This is a genomic window from Shewanella marinintestina (assembly GCF_023283845.1).
Taxonomy (GTDB): domain Bacteria; phylum Pseudomonadota; class Gammaproteobacteria; order Enterobacterales; family Shewanellaceae; genus Shewanella; species Shewanella marinintestina.
This window is the reverse complement of the sequence record NZ_JAKILC010000025.1, coordinates 1-17,072: the sequence shown is the minus strand read 5'-3', so window position 1 is coordinate 17,072 and position 17,072 is coordinate 1. Positions and strand designations below refer to the sequence as shown.

General features: G+C 43.2%; 14 protein-coding genes. 7 read left to right on the top strand and 7 right to left on the bottom strand.

What is annotated here, in order from left to right; all coding sequences use genetic code 11:
- Positions 1-55: 55 nt before the first annotated feature.
- A complete protein-coding gene (locus L2747_RS19820) occupies positions 56-562 on the top strand; it encodes a GNAT family N-acetyltransferase (protein ID WP_249000699.1) in 507 nt (168 codons plus the stop codon).
- Between the two features lie 572 nt (positions 563-1,134).
- Here the strand turns inward: L2747_RS19820 and L2747_RS19815 are convergent.
- From L2747_RS19815 to exaC, 5 genes are all read right to left on the bottom strand, one after another.
- Positions 1,135-1,311, bottom strand: a complete 177-nt coding sequence (locus tag L2747_RS19815) for a hypothetical protein (RefSeq protein ID WP_249000698.1) — start codon at positions 1,309-1,311, stop codon at positions 1,135-1,137.
- A gap of 151 nt (positions 1,312-1,462) precedes the next feature.
- Positions 1,463-2,338 (bottom strand): TIR domain-containing protein, encoded by an 876-nt coding sequence (locus tag L2747_RS19810; protein WP_249000697.1) that lies wholly within the window; start codon positions 2,336-2,338, stop codon positions 1,463-1,465.
- A gap of 624 nt (positions 2,339-2,962) precedes the next feature.
- Positions 2,963-3,841, bottom strand: coding sequence for a YjjW family glycine radical enzyme activase (locus L2747_RS19805; protein ID WP_249000696.1), 879 nt, complete (start codon positions 3,839-3,841; stop codon positions 2,963-2,965).
- 39 nt (positions 3,842-3,880) lie between these two features.
- Complete coding sequence (locus L2747_RS19800; protein WP_249000695.1) at positions 3,881-5,434, bottom strand: YjjI family glycine radical enzyme; 1,554 nt, start codon at positions 5,432-5,434, stop codon at positions 3,881-3,883.
- A 222-nt stretch (positions 5,435-5,656) separates the two neighbouring features.
- Positions 5,657-7,177, bottom strand: a complete 1,521-nt coding sequence (gene exaC, locus L2747_RS19795; RefSeq protein ID WP_249000694.1) for an acetaldehyde dehydrogenase ExaC — start codon at positions 7,175-7,177, stop codon at positions 5,657-5,659.
- A 246-nt stretch (positions 7,178-7,423) separates the two neighbouring features.
- Here exaC and acuI point away from each other — a divergent pair, with 246 nt between their 5' ends.
- Entirely contained in the window at positions 7,424-8,404 is a 981-nt protein-coding gene (gene acuI / locus L2747_RS19790) for an acrylyl-CoA reductase (NADPH) (protein WP_249000693.1), read from the top strand.
- A 359-nt stretch (positions 8,405-8,763) separates the two neighbouring features.
- Here acuI and L2747_RS19785 read toward each other — a convergent pair whose 3' ends face one another.
- Positions 8,764-9,696 carry a LysR family transcriptional regulator gene (locus L2747_RS19785; protein WP_249000692.1) on the bottom strand — a complete coding sequence of 311 codons (933 nt, stop codon included), beginning with the start codon at positions 9,694-9,696 and terminating at the stop codon, positions 8,764-8,766.
- A gap of 480 nt (positions 9,697-10,176) precedes the next feature.
- On the opposite strand from L2747_RS19785, the gene ardA reads away from it, so the two are divergent.
- The 4 genes from ardA (at position 10,177) to L2747_RS19765 (ending at position 14,995) form a co-directional block, all read left to right on the top strand.
- Positions 10,177-11,697, top strand: coding sequence for an acrylate reductase flavoprotein subunit ArdA (gene ardA / locus L2747_RS19780; protein WP_249000691.1), 1,521 nt, complete (start codon positions 10,177-10,179; stop codon positions 11,695-11,697).
- A gap of 29 nt (positions 11,698-11,726) precedes the next feature.
- On the top strand, positions 11,727-12,080 hold the full coding sequence (gene ardB / locus L2747_RS19775; protein WP_249000690.1) for an acrylate reductase cytochrome subunit ArdB: 354 nt from the start codon (positions 11,727-11,729) through the stop codon (positions 12,078-12,080).
- A 344-nt stretch (positions 12,081-12,424) separates the two neighbouring features.
- Entirely contained in the window at positions 12,425-13,669 is a 1,245-nt protein-coding gene (dddY, locus tag L2747_RS19770) for a dimethylsulfoniopropionate lyase DddY (protein ID WP_249000689.1), read from the top strand.
- 216 nt (positions 13,670-13,885) lie between these two features.
- Complete coding sequence (locus tag L2747_RS19765; RefSeq protein ID WP_249000688.1) at positions 13,886-14,995, top strand: hypothetical protein; 1,110 nt, start codon at positions 13,886-13,888, stop codon at positions 14,993-14,995.
- A 128-nt stretch (positions 14,996-15,123) separates the two neighbouring features.
- Here the strand turns inward: L2747_RS19765 and L2747_RS19760 are convergent, their stop codons facing one another.
- On the bottom strand, positions 15,124-16,011 hold the full coding sequence (locus tag L2747_RS19760; RefSeq protein WP_249000687.1) for a LysR family transcriptional regulator: 888 nt from the start codon (positions 16,009-16,011) through the stop codon (positions 15,124-15,126).
- Positions 16,012-16,132: 121 nt separating this feature from the next.
- Here L2747_RS19760 and L2747_RS19755 point away from each other — a divergent pair, with 121 nt between their 5' ends.
- On the top strand, positions 16,133-16,780 hold the full coding sequence (locus tag L2747_RS19755) for a TetR/AcrR family transcriptional regulator (RefSeq protein ID WP_249000686.1): 648 nt from the start codon (positions 16,133-16,135) through the stop codon (positions 16,778-16,780).
- The last annotated feature ends 292 nt before the right edge of the window (positions 16,781-17,072 follow it).

Here is a 17,072-nt window from a genome sequence, read left to right as displayed (position 1 = left end):
AAAAGTAAACCGCTACATAGGTTTTGAATTAATTACGTTTTCTAGGGGATTGGTCATGACTATTCATATTCGTAAAGAACAAGCGACTGACGTACAAGCTATAGATTCGGTAACCGTCGCAGCATTTCTTGAAGCGCCGCACACAGATCATACTGAACAGTTTATTGTTAAAGCGCTGCGCAGTGCTGGGGCATTATCGATATCGCTTGTGGCCGAAGAGGGTGACGCGATTGTGGGGCACGTGGCAATTTCTCCGGTAACGATTAGTGATGGGGCTGAGCATTTGTATGGCCTAGGCCCAATATCGGTATTGCCAACAGAGCAGGGTAAAGGGATCGGTAAAGCATTAATGCTGGCCGCCATAGATGAGTTAAATGCCCTTAATGCGGCAGGTTGTGTAGTACTTGGGGAGCCAAGTTATTACGGCCGTTTTGGTTTTAAAGCTAAGGCTGAACTCGTGTTAGCCGGTGTGCCAGCGGAGTATTTTCAAGCGTTGCAATTGCAAGGTGATTTGCCAGCGGGTGAAGTGCATTACCATGAAGGTTTTGCAGCACAAAGTTAGCTTGATTTAACGGTCGATAAAATCATTGCAAGTGACTGGCTGAGGCGTTGTAGTGAATAACTCTTCTGTTGCTAGCTTTAACGCTAACTAACAGAGCTAACTCTCCTGAAGTGGCCTTTGAGTAGTTTTTAAACGCAAACAAATAAAAGTTTGACACGCGTCACGTTTTCTTGCTAGTTTGAACTCAGCGGTTTAGGTCGGAGAGTTCATTGATATAACGAGGACTCAATCGACTGGGAGTTCGACATTAGCTAGCTCCGCTGGCTGGGCCGGATTCGACAGAGCTGAGGCATTGTTATTAGAAGCTTCGACCGGACTACTTTTCAATCCGACTCTTGAGTACATTATCGGATACCCATTGAGTTACCCACGGGTAACTTTGATAAGCCTAATAAGTTGAGTTTTACCTTAGGCTGTAAAACAAAAAAGCATCCCAATGGGGTGCTTTTTTTTGCTTTGCGTTTTGGGTTGATGGTTAGACGTTGTCTAACAACTTTGTTTATCAGACTACGTCTGACCTTTAAGTTAGACTTCGTCTAACAATTAAAGTCGTGGCTTTGCCACTTATCAGGCTACGCCTGACTTATGCAATCAAACTTCGTTTGATAAAGGTCGTGAGCTTCCAGCTCACACTCGGCCAAGAGGGGATCAACAGCAATCCCCTCTTGGATCCCCCCTGCCGCCCCGACGAAGTTGTTGATCCTCATACTCCAATAAAAATCGCCTAACGGCTCAGATGGGACATCCATGTCCCCCCGAGCCTGAACCATCATCCATGATGGTTCCACGGCATTTTTATCTACGTATTTCGGCAACTTCGATGGGGGAGTAGGTGTTCCTTTTAAGTATGAAGTAGCCGTTAGTTAAAGGTTTCTGGTTAAAGAGAAATATGCTTCTATTTTACCAATCGTCCCAAATTGCTTTGTCTTCGACTGCTTGCTGAGCTGGCGTAAGTTTCGGTTTTAGTTGTGATTGACCATATTGTGGTTGTGGGGCATTAATTTGATCGAATAGTTCTTCGTTTTCTAACGCGTATTCTACTCCGTCAGTAGTTAGGTTATAAGCGAACCACTCATTACCATTCCAGTCTGACTCGATCACTTTTTCGATAAAGCCAGCTCTTAGTAGTTTGAGGACTGCTATATGTAGCTTTTGCTCTGGAATACCTTTGCATTCATGCTGAAGTTGATGCATAGCAAAGGAGTCGTTAGTTGTTGCTGTAGATAATAATATGCTAATTAGCTTAAGGGATACTTCATTAAGGGAATAAGTCTTATGAACTTTAGGGTTATTGATAAAGTCTTTAACTTTTTTGTGAAAGTGACCAAGTTTTCCCATTTGCTTTATGAATTGAGAGCAAGCTGCATTTACCGCTGAGTCCAGCTCGCTGTCAGATCTGTTTGGATTATAATCCTGCGTGTTAATGCCTAGAAGGTCCGTTGGGAAGTGGAGGTCTTCGCCTCTTGGTTTTAAAATAAAACATCGCTCTTGCCCTAAAGCACCAATAAAAAGACCTAATTCAAATAATACGTTATCTCTGACAGTTGGTTTTTCTTTACCACGCATAACAGTCAAATCGTCAGGTGTAAAAATAAATAGAGCAAAATCAACATTAGCTGCTTTTTCTGTCAGGGTCTGTAGAGTGGTTCCACCGGGAACAAAAATCTGTGTCCAAATTGTTGGTTCGGCTTTTCTATCCATACAAGTATTGCAGGCTGACGCTACTTCATAACTTTCAGAAGATGACGCAATAAAAATTCTTGGTAAACCACTCATGTACTTATCTCAATTCGCAGATGGATTTTGACTTTATCATAAGGCTGTTGGGCAATAAAATCTTTTATATTATGTAGTTATGTTTGTTAGGCATACTGTTTAAACCCAACGATTATTTGTTGTATCGCTTAGCCTAATTACTCTGCTTTTCCAACCTCGTGTAGATGCGGCTTAGGCCTTTGATGGCATGGATGCCATCGTAGAGCTTACACGGACGTACTTGCAGCGTGCCTAAGAAGTGTCTGCACATACGCCGGCTGCAAGCCATTGGAACCACTGATGTCGGAAGCTATATCAAATGCTAACTAAGTATTAGCAACTTAGAGGTTCGCCGCTGTAGGTTTTTCCGAGCCCTCATACGTAGGCTAGAACCGTATATCAAAACGCCGGCTGCAAGCCATTGGAACCATAAATGTATGAAGTTGGTTTATGGATGCAAATAACGAATAACCTAAAGATTCACCGCTGTAGATTCTTCCTAGCGTTAACGCGTTGGCTAGAACCGCGTATCAAAACGCCGGCTGCAAGCCATTGGAACCAAGTTACTTCATAGATCCAAATTAACCAGCAACCCAAAGGTTCAGAGCTTTAACCTAAAGCGCCACACTAGGCTGGGAAGAAAGCCTACAAATAAACATTGGGTAATATAAGATTAGCCACACCACGTTCAGTCAACCGTGCCGCTAACTCAAGCATCTTTTCTTCACTGCATGTTTCCCACTGACGGGCTTCGCCGGTGACGCCATGATGTTGAAAGGCATTAAGCTTTACCCTAACACTCGCAGGTAACTGGGTTAAATAGCCTGCTATGGCGTTAACCTCTGTGTCGATATCACTGATTTTGGGAATATACAGTAGGCGTATTTCGTATAGCTTATCTGCTGCGACAAGCAGCTTTAAACTGCTGAATACTCGATGGTTGTCACGACCGGTAATGTAGCGATGGGTGTGTTCTTGCCAAGATTTTAAATCAATCATTGCGCCATCTAGATAAGGCATGACTTGTTGCCAGCCGCCTTCAGAAACATAACCGTTACTGTCTATCATGCAACTTAAATGGGCTAAATCTACGCTGGTTTTAATTGCTTTAAACAGCTCAATGATAAACGGCAGCTGCAGAGTTGCTTCCCCGCCGCTGACCGTGATGCCATTAATAAAATGCACTTGCTTGCGAATAAGCTCTAGCATCTGCGGCACACTGTATTGGGGGGTCTTAGGGCTAGATTGTCTAGGGCAGGTAGATAAACAGGTATCGCAATGAGTGCAGAGTTCACTGTCCCACACAACCTTAGGCTTACCTTGAGCGTTGTGAGTCAGTGACAAGGCACTCGTTGGGCAGGTAGCCACGCAATCGCCGCAACTGTCGCACATATCTATGGTGTACGGGTTGTGGCAATTTTTGCAGTTGAAGTTACACCCTTGCAGGAAGATGACCAGACGGCTGCCTGGTCCATCGACACAAGAGAAGGGAATAATTTGGTTAACGGTCGCGACTCTGCCCATCTTGTTGATCTACATCCTTACGCCAATCTTTTATTTGTATTACTTGTTGTATGCCGGTGTGTGTTCATTCGCTACAACGCGTGGCTGACGCTCTAAAATCTTGGTGTTTTGTGCGGCCTCTGCGCCTAACCATGTGGTGTTGGTGCGTGAGCCTTCCTCTTTAAAGCGGGCAATGTCTGACAGTTTCACCATGTAACCAGTAACGCGCACTAAATCGTTCGAGGCAACGTTTGCGGTAAATTCTCGGAAACCTAGGCTGAGTGCGCCTTTACACAGCTGCATCATCGCTTGCGGGTTAGCTTTAATGGTTTCATCGATAGTCAAAATATCACTGATGCCTGAGGTGTAATATTGGTGATGCTCGGCTAGCGCTTGAATATGAGCAATTGGGTTTGGTTCGGTACCGTAGGGAATGCGCACACCCGGAGTCACGTCTTTGTCTATGCTGATGCCGCCTTGCGAGTGCAGTAGTGCACGGCCATTATAGCCATAGGTCACAGGTGTTGATTTTACTATGGCATCAAGTGCTTTAGATATCTCATGCCCAAGCTCATTCGCTGCTGTGTTGTGGCCATAATGACTGCTAGGCTTATCTATGTTGTCTTCATTGAAATCAGGTGTGCCTTGCAAGATATTGACTGCTTCAGCCATCCCATAGATCCCAAACATTGGCGCGAAACGCGACTCTTCAATCAAGCCTTCTTGGACTAAGAAGCTATTGAAGAAATTGGACTCTTGGTGCAAAAACTTAGCGCGGGCTTCGATTAGCTCGAAGGTTAGCTGGCAATAGTGAGGTAATGCATTGGTGAAAAAGTCACCTAAGCTGCTAGCTTTTAATGCGACTTCTTTTAAATTTAAGCGCACTAACGTATTGGCACCACCTGCTAGTGGTAATGAGTTGTAGCAACTCACAATACCAAAGCCTTGCGTGTCGAACGAGCTGGCATGGATTGGGTAATTGGCAATATGTGGTTTACTGCATTCGCAAATATTGCTGACGGCAATTTGTAGCAGTTCATCAGAGGTCACTGCTGGGTCATACATAAAGGTAAGGTTAGGCGCTATCTGTTTTAGCTCGGCATCAACACGTAAAATTGTACGGCAGACGATATTGTCAGTTGGGCCAATATTCACGTGCATAAAGGCATCTGGCAAGGTGCGATCTAGCATGATCCAAAATAGTCTTAGCTTGCGGTAAATAGTCTCGTCATCTAACCCTTGGCAATAAGGCAATAACACATCGTCAAGCTGACCTAAGTAAACTGGGATATTGGTGACCGATGGCACGTGATGATAAATAATCGTTAGTGCGTTTAAGGCTTCGTCAAGATCTTGTGCTGGGCTTAGCTCCAAATATTCAGAACCATTTTGTAAGAATTTGGCATAGTCTGGTAGCACATATCGTGGCTTGAATGGCGCATTGCCTTCAAACATATCGCAAATTACCCCTTGGGTTTTGGCCTGTGCTAAAGCCTCTGAGATCTTTACATATGGCAAGCTTGATTCAGCTTCTAAGGCTAAGTAGTTGGCTTTTTGTTTTGGCGATAGACGAGGGTCACGGGTAATTTGTGCGAAACGATTTTCTACAGTCATGATGCAGTATCCACTATTTTTTGTGGGGATATTTTACTGCGCTAAAATTGAATTCTAATAGTGAAAAACTGCTAAAAAGTGATTTCCATTATGGAAATACGCTTGGTGAGATCGCAAGTTTCGGGAAACTGCTAACTAACATAAAAACAGGCTAGCAAAAGGGGTCGCTAGCCTGTTGGATGAACATAAAGCCGTTAGGCTTATTTAGTGACCATAAGCCGACTAAAAAAAGCCCAGCGGGTTAGCATCGTAGCTAATCAATAGGTTTTTAGTGTTTTGATAATGATCCAGCATCATCTTGTGGGTTTCACGACCAATACCAGATTTCTTGTAGCCACCAAAGGCAGCGTGAGCAGGATAAGCGTGATAGCAGTTAATCCACACGCGTCCTGCTTGAATACCGCGGCCCATACGTTGGGCGGTATTCATATCGCGAGTCCAAACACCTGCACCTAGGCCATACTCTGTGTCGTTGGCTATGGCTAAGGCTTCAGCCTCATCTTTAAAGGTGGTTACCGAGATCACTGGCCCAAAAATCTCTTCTTGGAAGATACGCATATCATTGGTGCCTTTGAGAATGGTCGGGGTAATGTAAAACCCTTGGCTTTGATCGCCTTCAAGCTTGCATAAATCACCGCCAATAAGCACTTCAGCGCCTTCATCTTTACCTATCTGTAGGTAACTCAAAATCTTATCAAACTGCTCTTGCGAGGCTTGTGCGCCCACTTGAGTTTCAGTATCTAGCGGGTTGCTTTGCTTAATGGTTTTACTGCGCTCAATGACCTTGGCAATAAACTTGTCGTAAATCGACTCGTGAATTAAAGCGCGTGATGGGCAGGTACACACTTCGCCTTGGTTGAAAAACGCCAGTAGCATGCCCTCAACGGCTTTATCTAAATATTCATCTTCATGATCCATCACATCGGCAAAATAAACATTGGGCGACTTACCGCCTAGTTCAACGGTCGACGGAATTAACGACTCGGCCGCGCATTTTAGAATATGGTGACCGACTTCTGTCGAGCCCGTAAAGGCAAGCTTGGCAATGCGTTTGCTGGTGGCCAGTGCTTGGCCTGCTTCAGCGCCAAAACCGTTAACTACGTTTAGCACACCCTTAGGCAGTAGGTCTTCAATCAGCTCTAGTAATACTAAAATTGATGCAGGAGTTTGTTCGGCAGATTTGAGTACCACGCAGTTTCCGGCAGCAAGCGCTGGAGCGACTTTCCACGCAGCCATTAATAATGGGAAGTTCCATGGAATGATTTGGCCCACTACACCGAGTGGTTCTGGAAAGTGATAACTCACGGTATTAGCGTCAATATCAGCGGCGCTGCCTTCTTGGGCGCGTATACAGCCGGCAAAATAACGGAAATGGTCGACCACTAGTGGCAGATCGGCTGCGAGTGTTTCACGTACCGCTTTACCGTTGTCCCATGTCTCTGCAATTGCTAGCGATTCGATGTTTTGTTCGATGCGATCGGCAATGCGCAGCAGGATGTTGGCGCGCTCGGCGACCGAGGTTTTGCCCCAGTTGTCTTTGGCGGCGTGAGCGGCATCGAGCGCGAGTTCGATATCGACAGAACCTGAACGTGGTATCTGGCAGAATACTTGGCCGTCTACCGGTGAGGTGTTGTCAAAATAGAGGTCATTTACAGGTTTAACCCACTCACCACCAATGAAATTTTGGTACTGTGACTTGAAGTTAACTTTAGCGCCGGGTGCACCTGGCTTGTTATAAATCATACTGTTCTTCCTTGTACGTTTTTTATGCGACAACTCAGTGTAGTCTATAAAATAGTGTTGGCAGTATAGGAATAAAGTCGACTAGATAAGCGATGGTTTTCTAGTCTAATATTGCTGAGCCGGACTATTAGCTGGTTACTTTTTATTGTTATGCGTGTAGTGCATTGTTCTCATGCAAAATATGCACTTCATTCATATTGATTTATCGCCTATCCTTATCAGCATCAGATTTAATAGGAACTTGTCATGTTTAACGCATTGGTTTTGACCCAAGAAGAAAAACGTACTTTAGCGAACGTTAGCCAAATTTCAGAAGCTGATCTTCCTGAAGGTGAAGTATTGGTTGAGGTGGCTTGTTCATCACTAAACTATAAAGACGGTTTAGCAGTAACAGGTGTTGGCAAAATTATTCGTAACTTTCCAATGGTGCCGGGCATTGATTTTGCGGGTACGGTACTTGAGTCAAGTGATGAGCGTTATCAAGCCGGTGACAAGGTTATCCTTACTGGCTGGGGCGTCGGTGAAAATCACTGGGGCGGCCTAGCTGAAAAAGCCCGTGTTAAAGCAGATTGGCTAGTGCCAATGCCAAGTAATTGCGACGCCGCTAAAGCGATGCAAATTGGTACTGCAGGTTTAACTGCGATGTTGTGCGTACAAGCGCTGCAGAAAGCAGGTATTAAGCCTGAAGATGGTGATATTTTGGTAACCGGCGCCAGTGGTGGTGTTGGTTCTGTTGCGGTGACCTTGCTAGCGCAGTTAGGTTATCGTGTGGTGGCAAGCTCGGGTCGTGTAGAGCAAAATGGCGCCTTGCTAACTAAGCTAGGTGCTAGCGAAGTCATCGACCGCAGTGAGCTTGAAGCTGACTCGCGTCCACTTGAAAAGCAGCGTTGGGCTGGCGTAGTTGATACCGTAGGTAACAAGGTATTAGCGACTGCATTAGCGCAGATGAATTACGGCGGCGCCGCGGCTATTTGTGGTTTAGCGGGTGGTTTTGCACTACCTACTACGGTAATGCCATTTATTCTACGTGGCGTAAACCTTCTTGGTGTTGACTCCGTTTCTTGTCCATTCGACAAGCGCCAAGCAGCATGGCAAGCCGTGCTCGAACTATTACCTGCTAGCTACTTTGAAGACGCTTGCGAAACGATTTCCCTTGAGCAAGTGCCTGAGTTTGCTCAGCGCATCATTAAAGGCCAAGTAACAGGCCGCGTATTGGTTCAGCTATAAGTAGGTGCTAGGAAAAGCTGAGAAAGGTTCTAGGTCCTAGGGAAAGCCGGAAAGCATGTTTTTTGTAGGTTGGGCTTTAGCCCATCAAGCTTGGATTTTATATAGTATTTGACGGCATAAATACCGACCTACAATGTAAAGCGAAGAAGGTCCTAGGCCCTAGGAAAAGCAAAGATGGCTAAGCTGAGACGAAAAAGCGGCTTCAATCTTACTGTTGTAGGTCGGGCTTTAGCCCGTAAATCTTTTGATTTTCCTAGCAGGGCATAGCCCGTCCTCGTAGCGTAGCGTCCTAGGGCCTAGTACCTTGTTTATTCAGTCCGTCCTCGAAGCACAGCGTCCTAGGATCTAGGTTCTAATAATTAAATATTTTGTGGAGTCTGGGTGAGTAGGTCTTTGATGGCTGAAGCAAACTGTTCACGTAGCCATCTTTGCGCTTTATCTTGATCGCAGCGAGAATGCCAAAACAGATTGTAATCCAAACTCTGCAGCTTAAAGGGCAGTGGTTTAACTTTAAGTTTATGACGCTGCGCGGCAATTTCTGCCATACCTTCAGGCAAGGTTATAATTAGCGGATTAACCGATTGCAGTGCCAGTGCAGTATCTAGATGCGGTGTTCTAAGTAGCTCTGTACGTGCTGGGTATTGGCTAATCGCCTCATCAAGTAGCGCTTTCACCCCGTCACTAATTGCGATGGTGGCATGGGGATAATATAAATAATCCTCTAAGGTGATATCGTTATTTGCCAGCGGATGATTAGGTGACAATAAGCAGCTGACCCCCACCTTACCCAAGAAAGTGTGCTGTAAATTTCCGGTTTGACCGATAGCACGGCAAATTGCCATATCGGCCCCTTTTACACTGAGCTGTGCCTGTAACTCTTTTTGTTGCACCGGTACAATTTCAAGGCGGATCTGCGGCGCCTTTTGATAAATGCTTGGTAAAATAAACGGAATAAGTGCCTGCATTGCATAATCGGTAACGGCAATAGAAAACTGTTGCTGGCACTCCTCAGGTACAAATGCTTTAGGCGTTAGTAGTTCGATTAATTGCCCTGTTGGTTGCCGCAACTGCTGATAACACTCAAGTGCAAATGAAGTTGGCACAAGCTGTTGACCAACCCTGGAAAATAGCGGGTCATTGAGCATTTCTCGTAGGCGCGACAATATACGGCTGGTGGCAGACTGACTTAAATGCAAACGCTTAGCCGCTTGAGTGACACTACGCTCTTCTACCAGAATTTGCAGGGCAATCAATAAGCTTAGATCCTGACGATAGATCTCTTCTAGTTCCATAACTTCCTACGTTTGTTAAGCTATAAGGCTTGTTAATAGGGGATTTCTCAATGTTAGCCTAATGATGGCATAGGAAGTGCGTTACGCAAAAATATTATCCAATTTCCACAAGATAATCCCTTACTATTTAGTTGGTTATCGGCGTCTATTTTTACAAAAAAATAACAAGCTTTTTAAAGCGTATTATTAGCACTTTAGATAGTGGTAAATGACATTTTAAAAAGTCGGTGATAAATCAAATAAAATTGCACTAAGTCAGAGCTATGAAGGTTTTGTTGTTTGAAATTTTGCACTGTAGCGACATTTGGAATTGGTTCCAAAATACCTCTAAAGTAATAAAAAACAGCAATATTAGACTTGGGTTAAAAATCATCAATGTTATTTTCTTGTATGCAGAAAATACTTGTTCAACTCCCGTTTTGGAACTCATTCCAGCTTTATCATTCTTGCGTCTAATAAAAACTAATAGGGTGATGACAGATGAGCAATAAAGATCTGCTAGGACGCCGTAATTTCATTAAAGGATTCGGAGCTGCAGCAGGCGTAGCAATAGCTGCACCAGCATTAGCCGTATCTGAGAAAGCGGATGGCGTTAAATGGGACAAAGAAGTTGAAGTCCTAATTATAGGTTCAGGTTTTGCGGGTTTAGCGGCGGCAATTGAAGCCACGCGAAAAGGTGCAAAAGATGTGCATATTTTTGAAAAGATGTCTTACTTCGGTGGTAACTCAGCCATTAACGGTGGTTTGTTCGCAGCCCCAGGCACACCAATGCAAAAGCAAGAAGGTGTTAAAGACTCTGTAGAGATTATGGTGGCTGACCAATTAAAGTCAGGCCGTGGTATTGCTGATGAAGCCTTATTACGTCACGTCGCTGAACATGCTGTTGAAGCATTGCAGATGACTTTAGATGCGGGTTCTGAATATCACCCATATCTACAACAATTAGGTGGCCACTCAGTTGCTCGTACTTACCAAACGACAGTGAGCTGTGGCGCTGGTATTACTCAGCCGCTATTACATGAGTGCCGTAAACTTGGTGTTCATACTCATAACCGCGCTAAGTTCGAAGGTTTCTTAGTGGGTGATAAAGGCGAAGTTGTTGGCGTGAAAATGCGCGATAACTATCACTTTGGTGAAGATCAACCAGGTAAAGTGACTAATATCCGCGCAACACGCGGTGTGATAATGGCTACAGGTGGCTTTGCTCAAAACGTTGATTTACGTATGGCGCAAGATCCAACTTTGACCGCAGAAGTAGGTTGTACTAACGCACCAGGCGCTACTGGTGAAGGTATGTACGAAATGTTCCGCCTAGGTGCGGTACCTGTCCATTTGGCACATATCCAGTCTGGTCCATGGGCATCACCTGATGAAGGTGGTTTTGGTTATGTATCTAACTACTCTATCTATAACTTCCCGCATTCAGTGGCGATTGACCGTCTAACCGGTAAGCGCTTCATGAACGAAATTGCAGACCGTAAGACGCGTGCCGACGCTGAGCTGAACTGTCGTGATGAAAAGGGTAATGCACTGCCTCCAATTTTAATTACTAGCTATGAAGATTCGAAGAAGCATCCAAATACTAAGAAAGTTATTAAGTACAACGTAGGTTGGAAGTTTGATTCAATTGAAGAGCTAGCTAAGCATTTTGATGTGCCATTGGCGCCACTTAAAGCACAAATTGCTGAGTATAACGAGTACGTTAAGACTCAAAATGACCCGCAATTCGGTAAGAACATGACCGAAGCTAAGGGCAAATATATTAAAGCGCCATTTACTGTTGTTCGCTTATGGCCAAAAGTGCATTACTGCCAAGGTGGTGTGCAGATCAACACAAATGCAGAAGTGAAAGACAGCTTTACCGGCCAAGCTATTCCAGGTCTATATGCGGCTGGTGAAGTGTGTGGTGGTATTCATGGTGTGAGCCGTTTGGGTAGTTGCTCAATTCCTGAATGCATGGTGATGGGTATGACTGCTGCACGCAGCATGATGAAAGCCTAAATTTGCCAGATAATAGAGAGGAATGAGCGATGATTAAATTAAAAGCGGTATTAGCGCTAACCTTTGGTTGCCTATTAAGCCTATCTGCACAAGCTGTAGAGATACGTGACCACCACAAAGAAGTGATTGGTAAAGACTGTAAAACATGTCATGACAATGGCATTAAACAGTTTCCATCAGATCAGGCGTGTTTACAGTGTCATGACGTTGATGACTTAGCAGAACAAACTGCACGCAGTGAAGAAGATAAGTGGCAGAATCCACATAACAACTTGCACTATGGTAAAGAGCTTCCTTGCCAAGAGTGTCATAGTGAGCATGGCACTAAGCAGCCGCTATGTAGCAATTGTCATACGTTTAAGTTTGATAAGTTTAAAAAGTAATTTTAACTCAAAAAGTCTTAATGTAGTTTCATCTCAGCTGCAATAAGAAGTGAGTTTGGCCATAAGGATTCGAGTTATGGCCTCTTCCCTGCATTGTTCTATTTCGGCCTTTCAATATTATTGGAAGGCCTTTTTTATCTATTAGCCTTTCTAAATTTATTTTCTTTTATATTAACTAATTCCAATATTTCTATTTTTTGCATATTTAAAATCTTTGTTTTAAATATGTGACGAATAATGGATTTTATTGGTTATAATTAGCTATTGCCCCATTTTTGGAAATAATTCCAAATATAGTATTTAAATGGAGATTAAAAATTATAATTTAAATAATAGGGTGATATATGAATAGTAAACTAGTACTAGCAACAATGCTGTTATCAAATAGTGTTATAGCTGCTGATATTCCAGAGTTTCTTGATAGATCTGATATTGATAACGCTCAATTTCAGTGTTTAGGTGAATCACCTAAATATAATGCAAAAGATCAAAAGTATATTGATATTTTGTGGGATGAAACACTGACTTATTTACGAGCCTATGCTGAAGCATTAACTAATGATCAAAACAGTGGCTGCCTAAACTCTGATATGGCAATGGTTGACTCAACTGAAGGTGGCCAGCACATGTGTGTAATGGATCGCCGTGATATGAAGCTGATGGTTAAGAATATCTATCAAGTGATTAATAACGCGGATGAGGCTAAGAAATGTTTTGGCGCCCGTGAAGATGTGAGTTGGATTTATAACCCAGGCGGAGAGTTAACTGAAAACTCTCCGGTAGCGCAGCATTTCAAGCGCACGACCTTTGAACAATTCTTCGATAACAAAGTTACTGATAAGCAAGTTAAAAAGCATGGTGAGAGCTTTACCAAAAACTTTTACAAGATGGTGACAGGCGATGAAGTAAAAATGCCTGCAGTATTCCCATATGACATCAGTGCTAATTCATTACCTAACTTATGGGCTTCAGCGGGTTGGTTCCCTATGTATGCTGAAGAAGGTAAGCGCAACGATAAGAACTTTGACAACATCCGCGGCGGTTACGCTTACGCAGAAATCTTTGGTCATTGGGGACTATTGCGTATTGATGAAATCAATGGTGAGAAGGTCGGTGCTGAAGTGGGCATGACAGTTCAATCTGTTGATACGCTATATCCGTTCCACAACCATGCGATCTCTGAAATGTACTACAACATGCGTGTGCCAGCCTGTACTAATCAGTTTAAGACTATTGCAGTTCGTGAAGATTCGCCGTTCGTTAAAACGGTAAAAGAAGACGACAGCATGCGCCGTGTTCAGTTTGATGAAGGGCAACATAACTCGCAAACCATGTGGTTATCTGGCAGTGCAGAGCAAGATTCATTGATGTATTTCCACCAAAATACTATTCATGCTTTTGATGTTGATGGTAGCTGCGAAGCGAAGCCAGAAGAGCGTGCGATTGTGTCTGTTTGGGCTCGCAGTAACGCCAATGATAAGCGTAATGACTATGGCACAACATTATTGTGTGAGTCTGCTGAAAACCCTGGTACACCCGCTAAGCGTGGTGAAGTTATTCAGTGTGATTTAACTAAAGTTAAATGGTAATTCATTGTTAGGTGTGGGCGCCTAGAGCTCCCCTTGGCGCCCTTACCAAGGAATACATGGATTTCAGCATATTAATAAAAATATAAATTATAAAAATGGGGTTAGAATTTAGGTATCTTAATTATTAAAGTATGACAATGTATATTGAATCCATAAATTGATTTTTATGATATTTAGATTTTGCTGAACCCCTCTAATATTAAATGAAGGGTGATTATGAAAAAGTCTATTATTAATTTAGCAGTAGCAAGTATATTGCTTCCAGTTTTTGCAGCTCCAGCAGTTGCAGATGATTTAAATATTGGTGGTTCTGTTAGAGCTAATTACAGCTATAGCGATTATTCTGAGTCTTCTAAAGATAAAGGCGGTGATTTCGATTTTAACTTAGTGTCAATTACCTTTGCAGATAAGTGGAATGATATTGGCGTGAAAGCTGAATATCGATTCTATGACGGTTACGATCATTTAAAATATGGTTATGCATTCTGGGATGTTAATGAAGATCTAACGATTAATGGTGGTGCTATCAGCAAACCATTTGGTAATAAAGGCTATGCCTCTCACAACTGGTGGTACAGCTTAAATTATTACATGGGCTTTGAAGATGATTACGGCGTGGGTGTGAGTGCGCAGTATGAAAATGGTATCTCTTTATCTGAATTCGCCTTCATTAAAAATGCTATCTATGGTGGTACTGACCACCGTGACTTTGCAGGTACGGTAGCCAAAGGTACTGTTGGCGATACCAGTTATAACAATGAAGAAACCAATACGTTAGCTGGCCGTCAAAGCTTCACATTAACCAATGGTGAGTTAACGACGATAGTTGGCGCTTCTGTTGAATATGGTCAGCTGTATAACTCAGAGTTCGGTGAGAATGGCGATACGTTTAATTATGCATTGCACCTAGATATGAACTATGCCGGTTGGGGTTTGCAAGCTCAATATCTGGCGTATGACTTTGACCAATATGATGATGGCAAGATTGATCCAAATAAGATTGGTATGGGGATGCTAGGTGGTTTTTATGAGGTCGCAAGTAAAGGTAATATTTACACTGCTAACCTTTCTAAAAATATCGCCACTTCTTGGGGCTCGCTAACTGTGTACAATGATTTCAGCATGGTGCAGCCAGATGTAGAAGAATTTGATGATTCAATTTTAAATACAACTGGTGTTTCTATTGCCTATGGTCCTCTATTTATTTACGTCGATCATTATATGGCGAAAAATGTGCTGTGGCTTGGTGGTAACAGTTTAGGTTTAGTGCAAACCGATGATGATTGGGATCACCGCTTCAACATCAACTTCGCTTACTATTTCTAAGTTATAGAATCGCGGTATTTAGTCACTATTGCTAACATAAATGCCAACCTAAAGGGTTGGCATTTTTAGTTTTAATCTCGCATTTTTATAAAGGCTTGTTTCTAGCTTAGCTTCTTTTATTAACGTAATTAGCCAAGCATTTGTGCTTGATTGACTTCACCTAGCCCTAACACATTAGCCTTAATCAAGTTGATCAATTGATTGGTCGCATCAGTTTGTGTGTCAGGATTAAGATAAAGCGACTCATTAAAGGTTGGTAGAGGCGGGATGTTGCACTCTATCGGATCGATGATCTGCATTTTATCGGTAATACGAAATTCGGCAATAGGGGCGATTACTAAATCGTTTTCTACAGCCATACACATTGCCGTTGGCGAAGGCGTTGATAGCAATACGCTCATTGGGCGCATTGATATTTGGTGGTTAGCAAATACTTGTGCGCGAATAGGGCAGTTCTCAGGGTAAAGGGCCATAGGTACTGTTTCGCGTTTATGGGCGCTACCGCCTTTGGCAGCAACCCAATGAAAGCGTCGTTCAAACAATAGCTCCCCGTGGCCTGCAGCTGGCGGTTGCCAGTGAGTAGCCACAATCACATCAAACTCACCGTTATGCAGGCGCTTATAGAGGTTGCCGCTAACGTCAGTATCGATGACTAATTCGATACAGGTAAACTCACGAATAAACTCTAATAAGAAGCTTCCAAGATAACGATTGATATAATCTGTAGGTACACCAAGGCGTATCACTTCACGGTTTTGGCAATCTTTTAGCTCATCAATTGCCTGTGAACTGAGCTGCAACATCTTATAGGCATAGTTAAGAAGCGTCTTGCCTGCATCGGTCATCGTAACGCCTTTGTTATCTCTAAGTAACAAAGGTTTGCCAACGCTCTCTTCTAACTTCTTGATTTGCAAACTGATGGTTGACTGTGTACGGCAAAGTTTCTCAGCCGCTTTGGAAAGATTTCCGCATTCAACTACAGCAATAAAACTTTCTAATAGTTCAATTTTTAGCATGAGATATCGATTTTATTCATAGTGGTATCAGTATTACTCAATATCTGAATGCGGCCTAGAGTGCTACTTTATCAATGTGAACTAAATTTCAATTGATTGTTAGATTTGTGAAGAGGTCGACATGAGTAACTGGCAGCAACGAGAAAGCTATTTAACCGATATTGCTGAACGCTGTTTACGTGGTCATAAAAGTTTTGATTTGCGTCGTTCACATCTTGTTGAAGCGAGTCAGATCTCCAAAGGCACTATTTACAATCATTTTCCCAGTGAAGCTGACTTAATGGTTGCGGTTGCTAGCGCACATTATAGAAAACGCTTAGAGCGAGCTGCTGTTGATGATTGCGATTATCAAGATTGTTTAATTCGGTTTTTAATGCACCATTGTTGGGGCCTTCGCGACGATCTGCTTTACGACCGCTTTATTATTTCGCGGGTCATGCCAAACGTTGAATTGCTCGAGCAGGCCACAGACGATAATCGTGCTGCATTTGAGCAGGTTTATGGCGAATATATTCAGTGGAATAATGCCTTAATACAGTCAATTGGTGTGGTTGAAGGCTTCAATCGTGCGGAGTTGGTTGCTAATTACTTACGCGGCGCACAAATTAACTGTGATGACGCAGGTAAGCATTACAATGATGCCAGCATGTACCATCAGTTTAGTTTTGCGTTAGCTCAGTTGATGGGCCACTCAGATAAACGTCTTCCTAAACTCGCTGCATATATAAGCTGGCTTGCCGAACAAGAAGAAACGGCAAACGCAGCTTAAACTGTTGTGTACGCCCAGCATGGGCATGAACTAATGAGGTGAAAGTCCTCTGTAGGAAGGTCACCGTTCAATAACATGCTGTTATTAAACGTTAACTACTAGCGAATGGCAAGGGCTTATCCGTGAGGGTTGGTCTGGAGGAAGCCGCTAGCAAATTTGCGAGCTGATGAACAAGAACATTATATGAGGCGTAGGCTAGAGGTGAGTTGGCACAAGACGACGAAACCACGTGATCTAATGGCCACCGTAAATGATGCAGCAGTGCAAAGAAAGTTCATGTTCTTATCTGGGG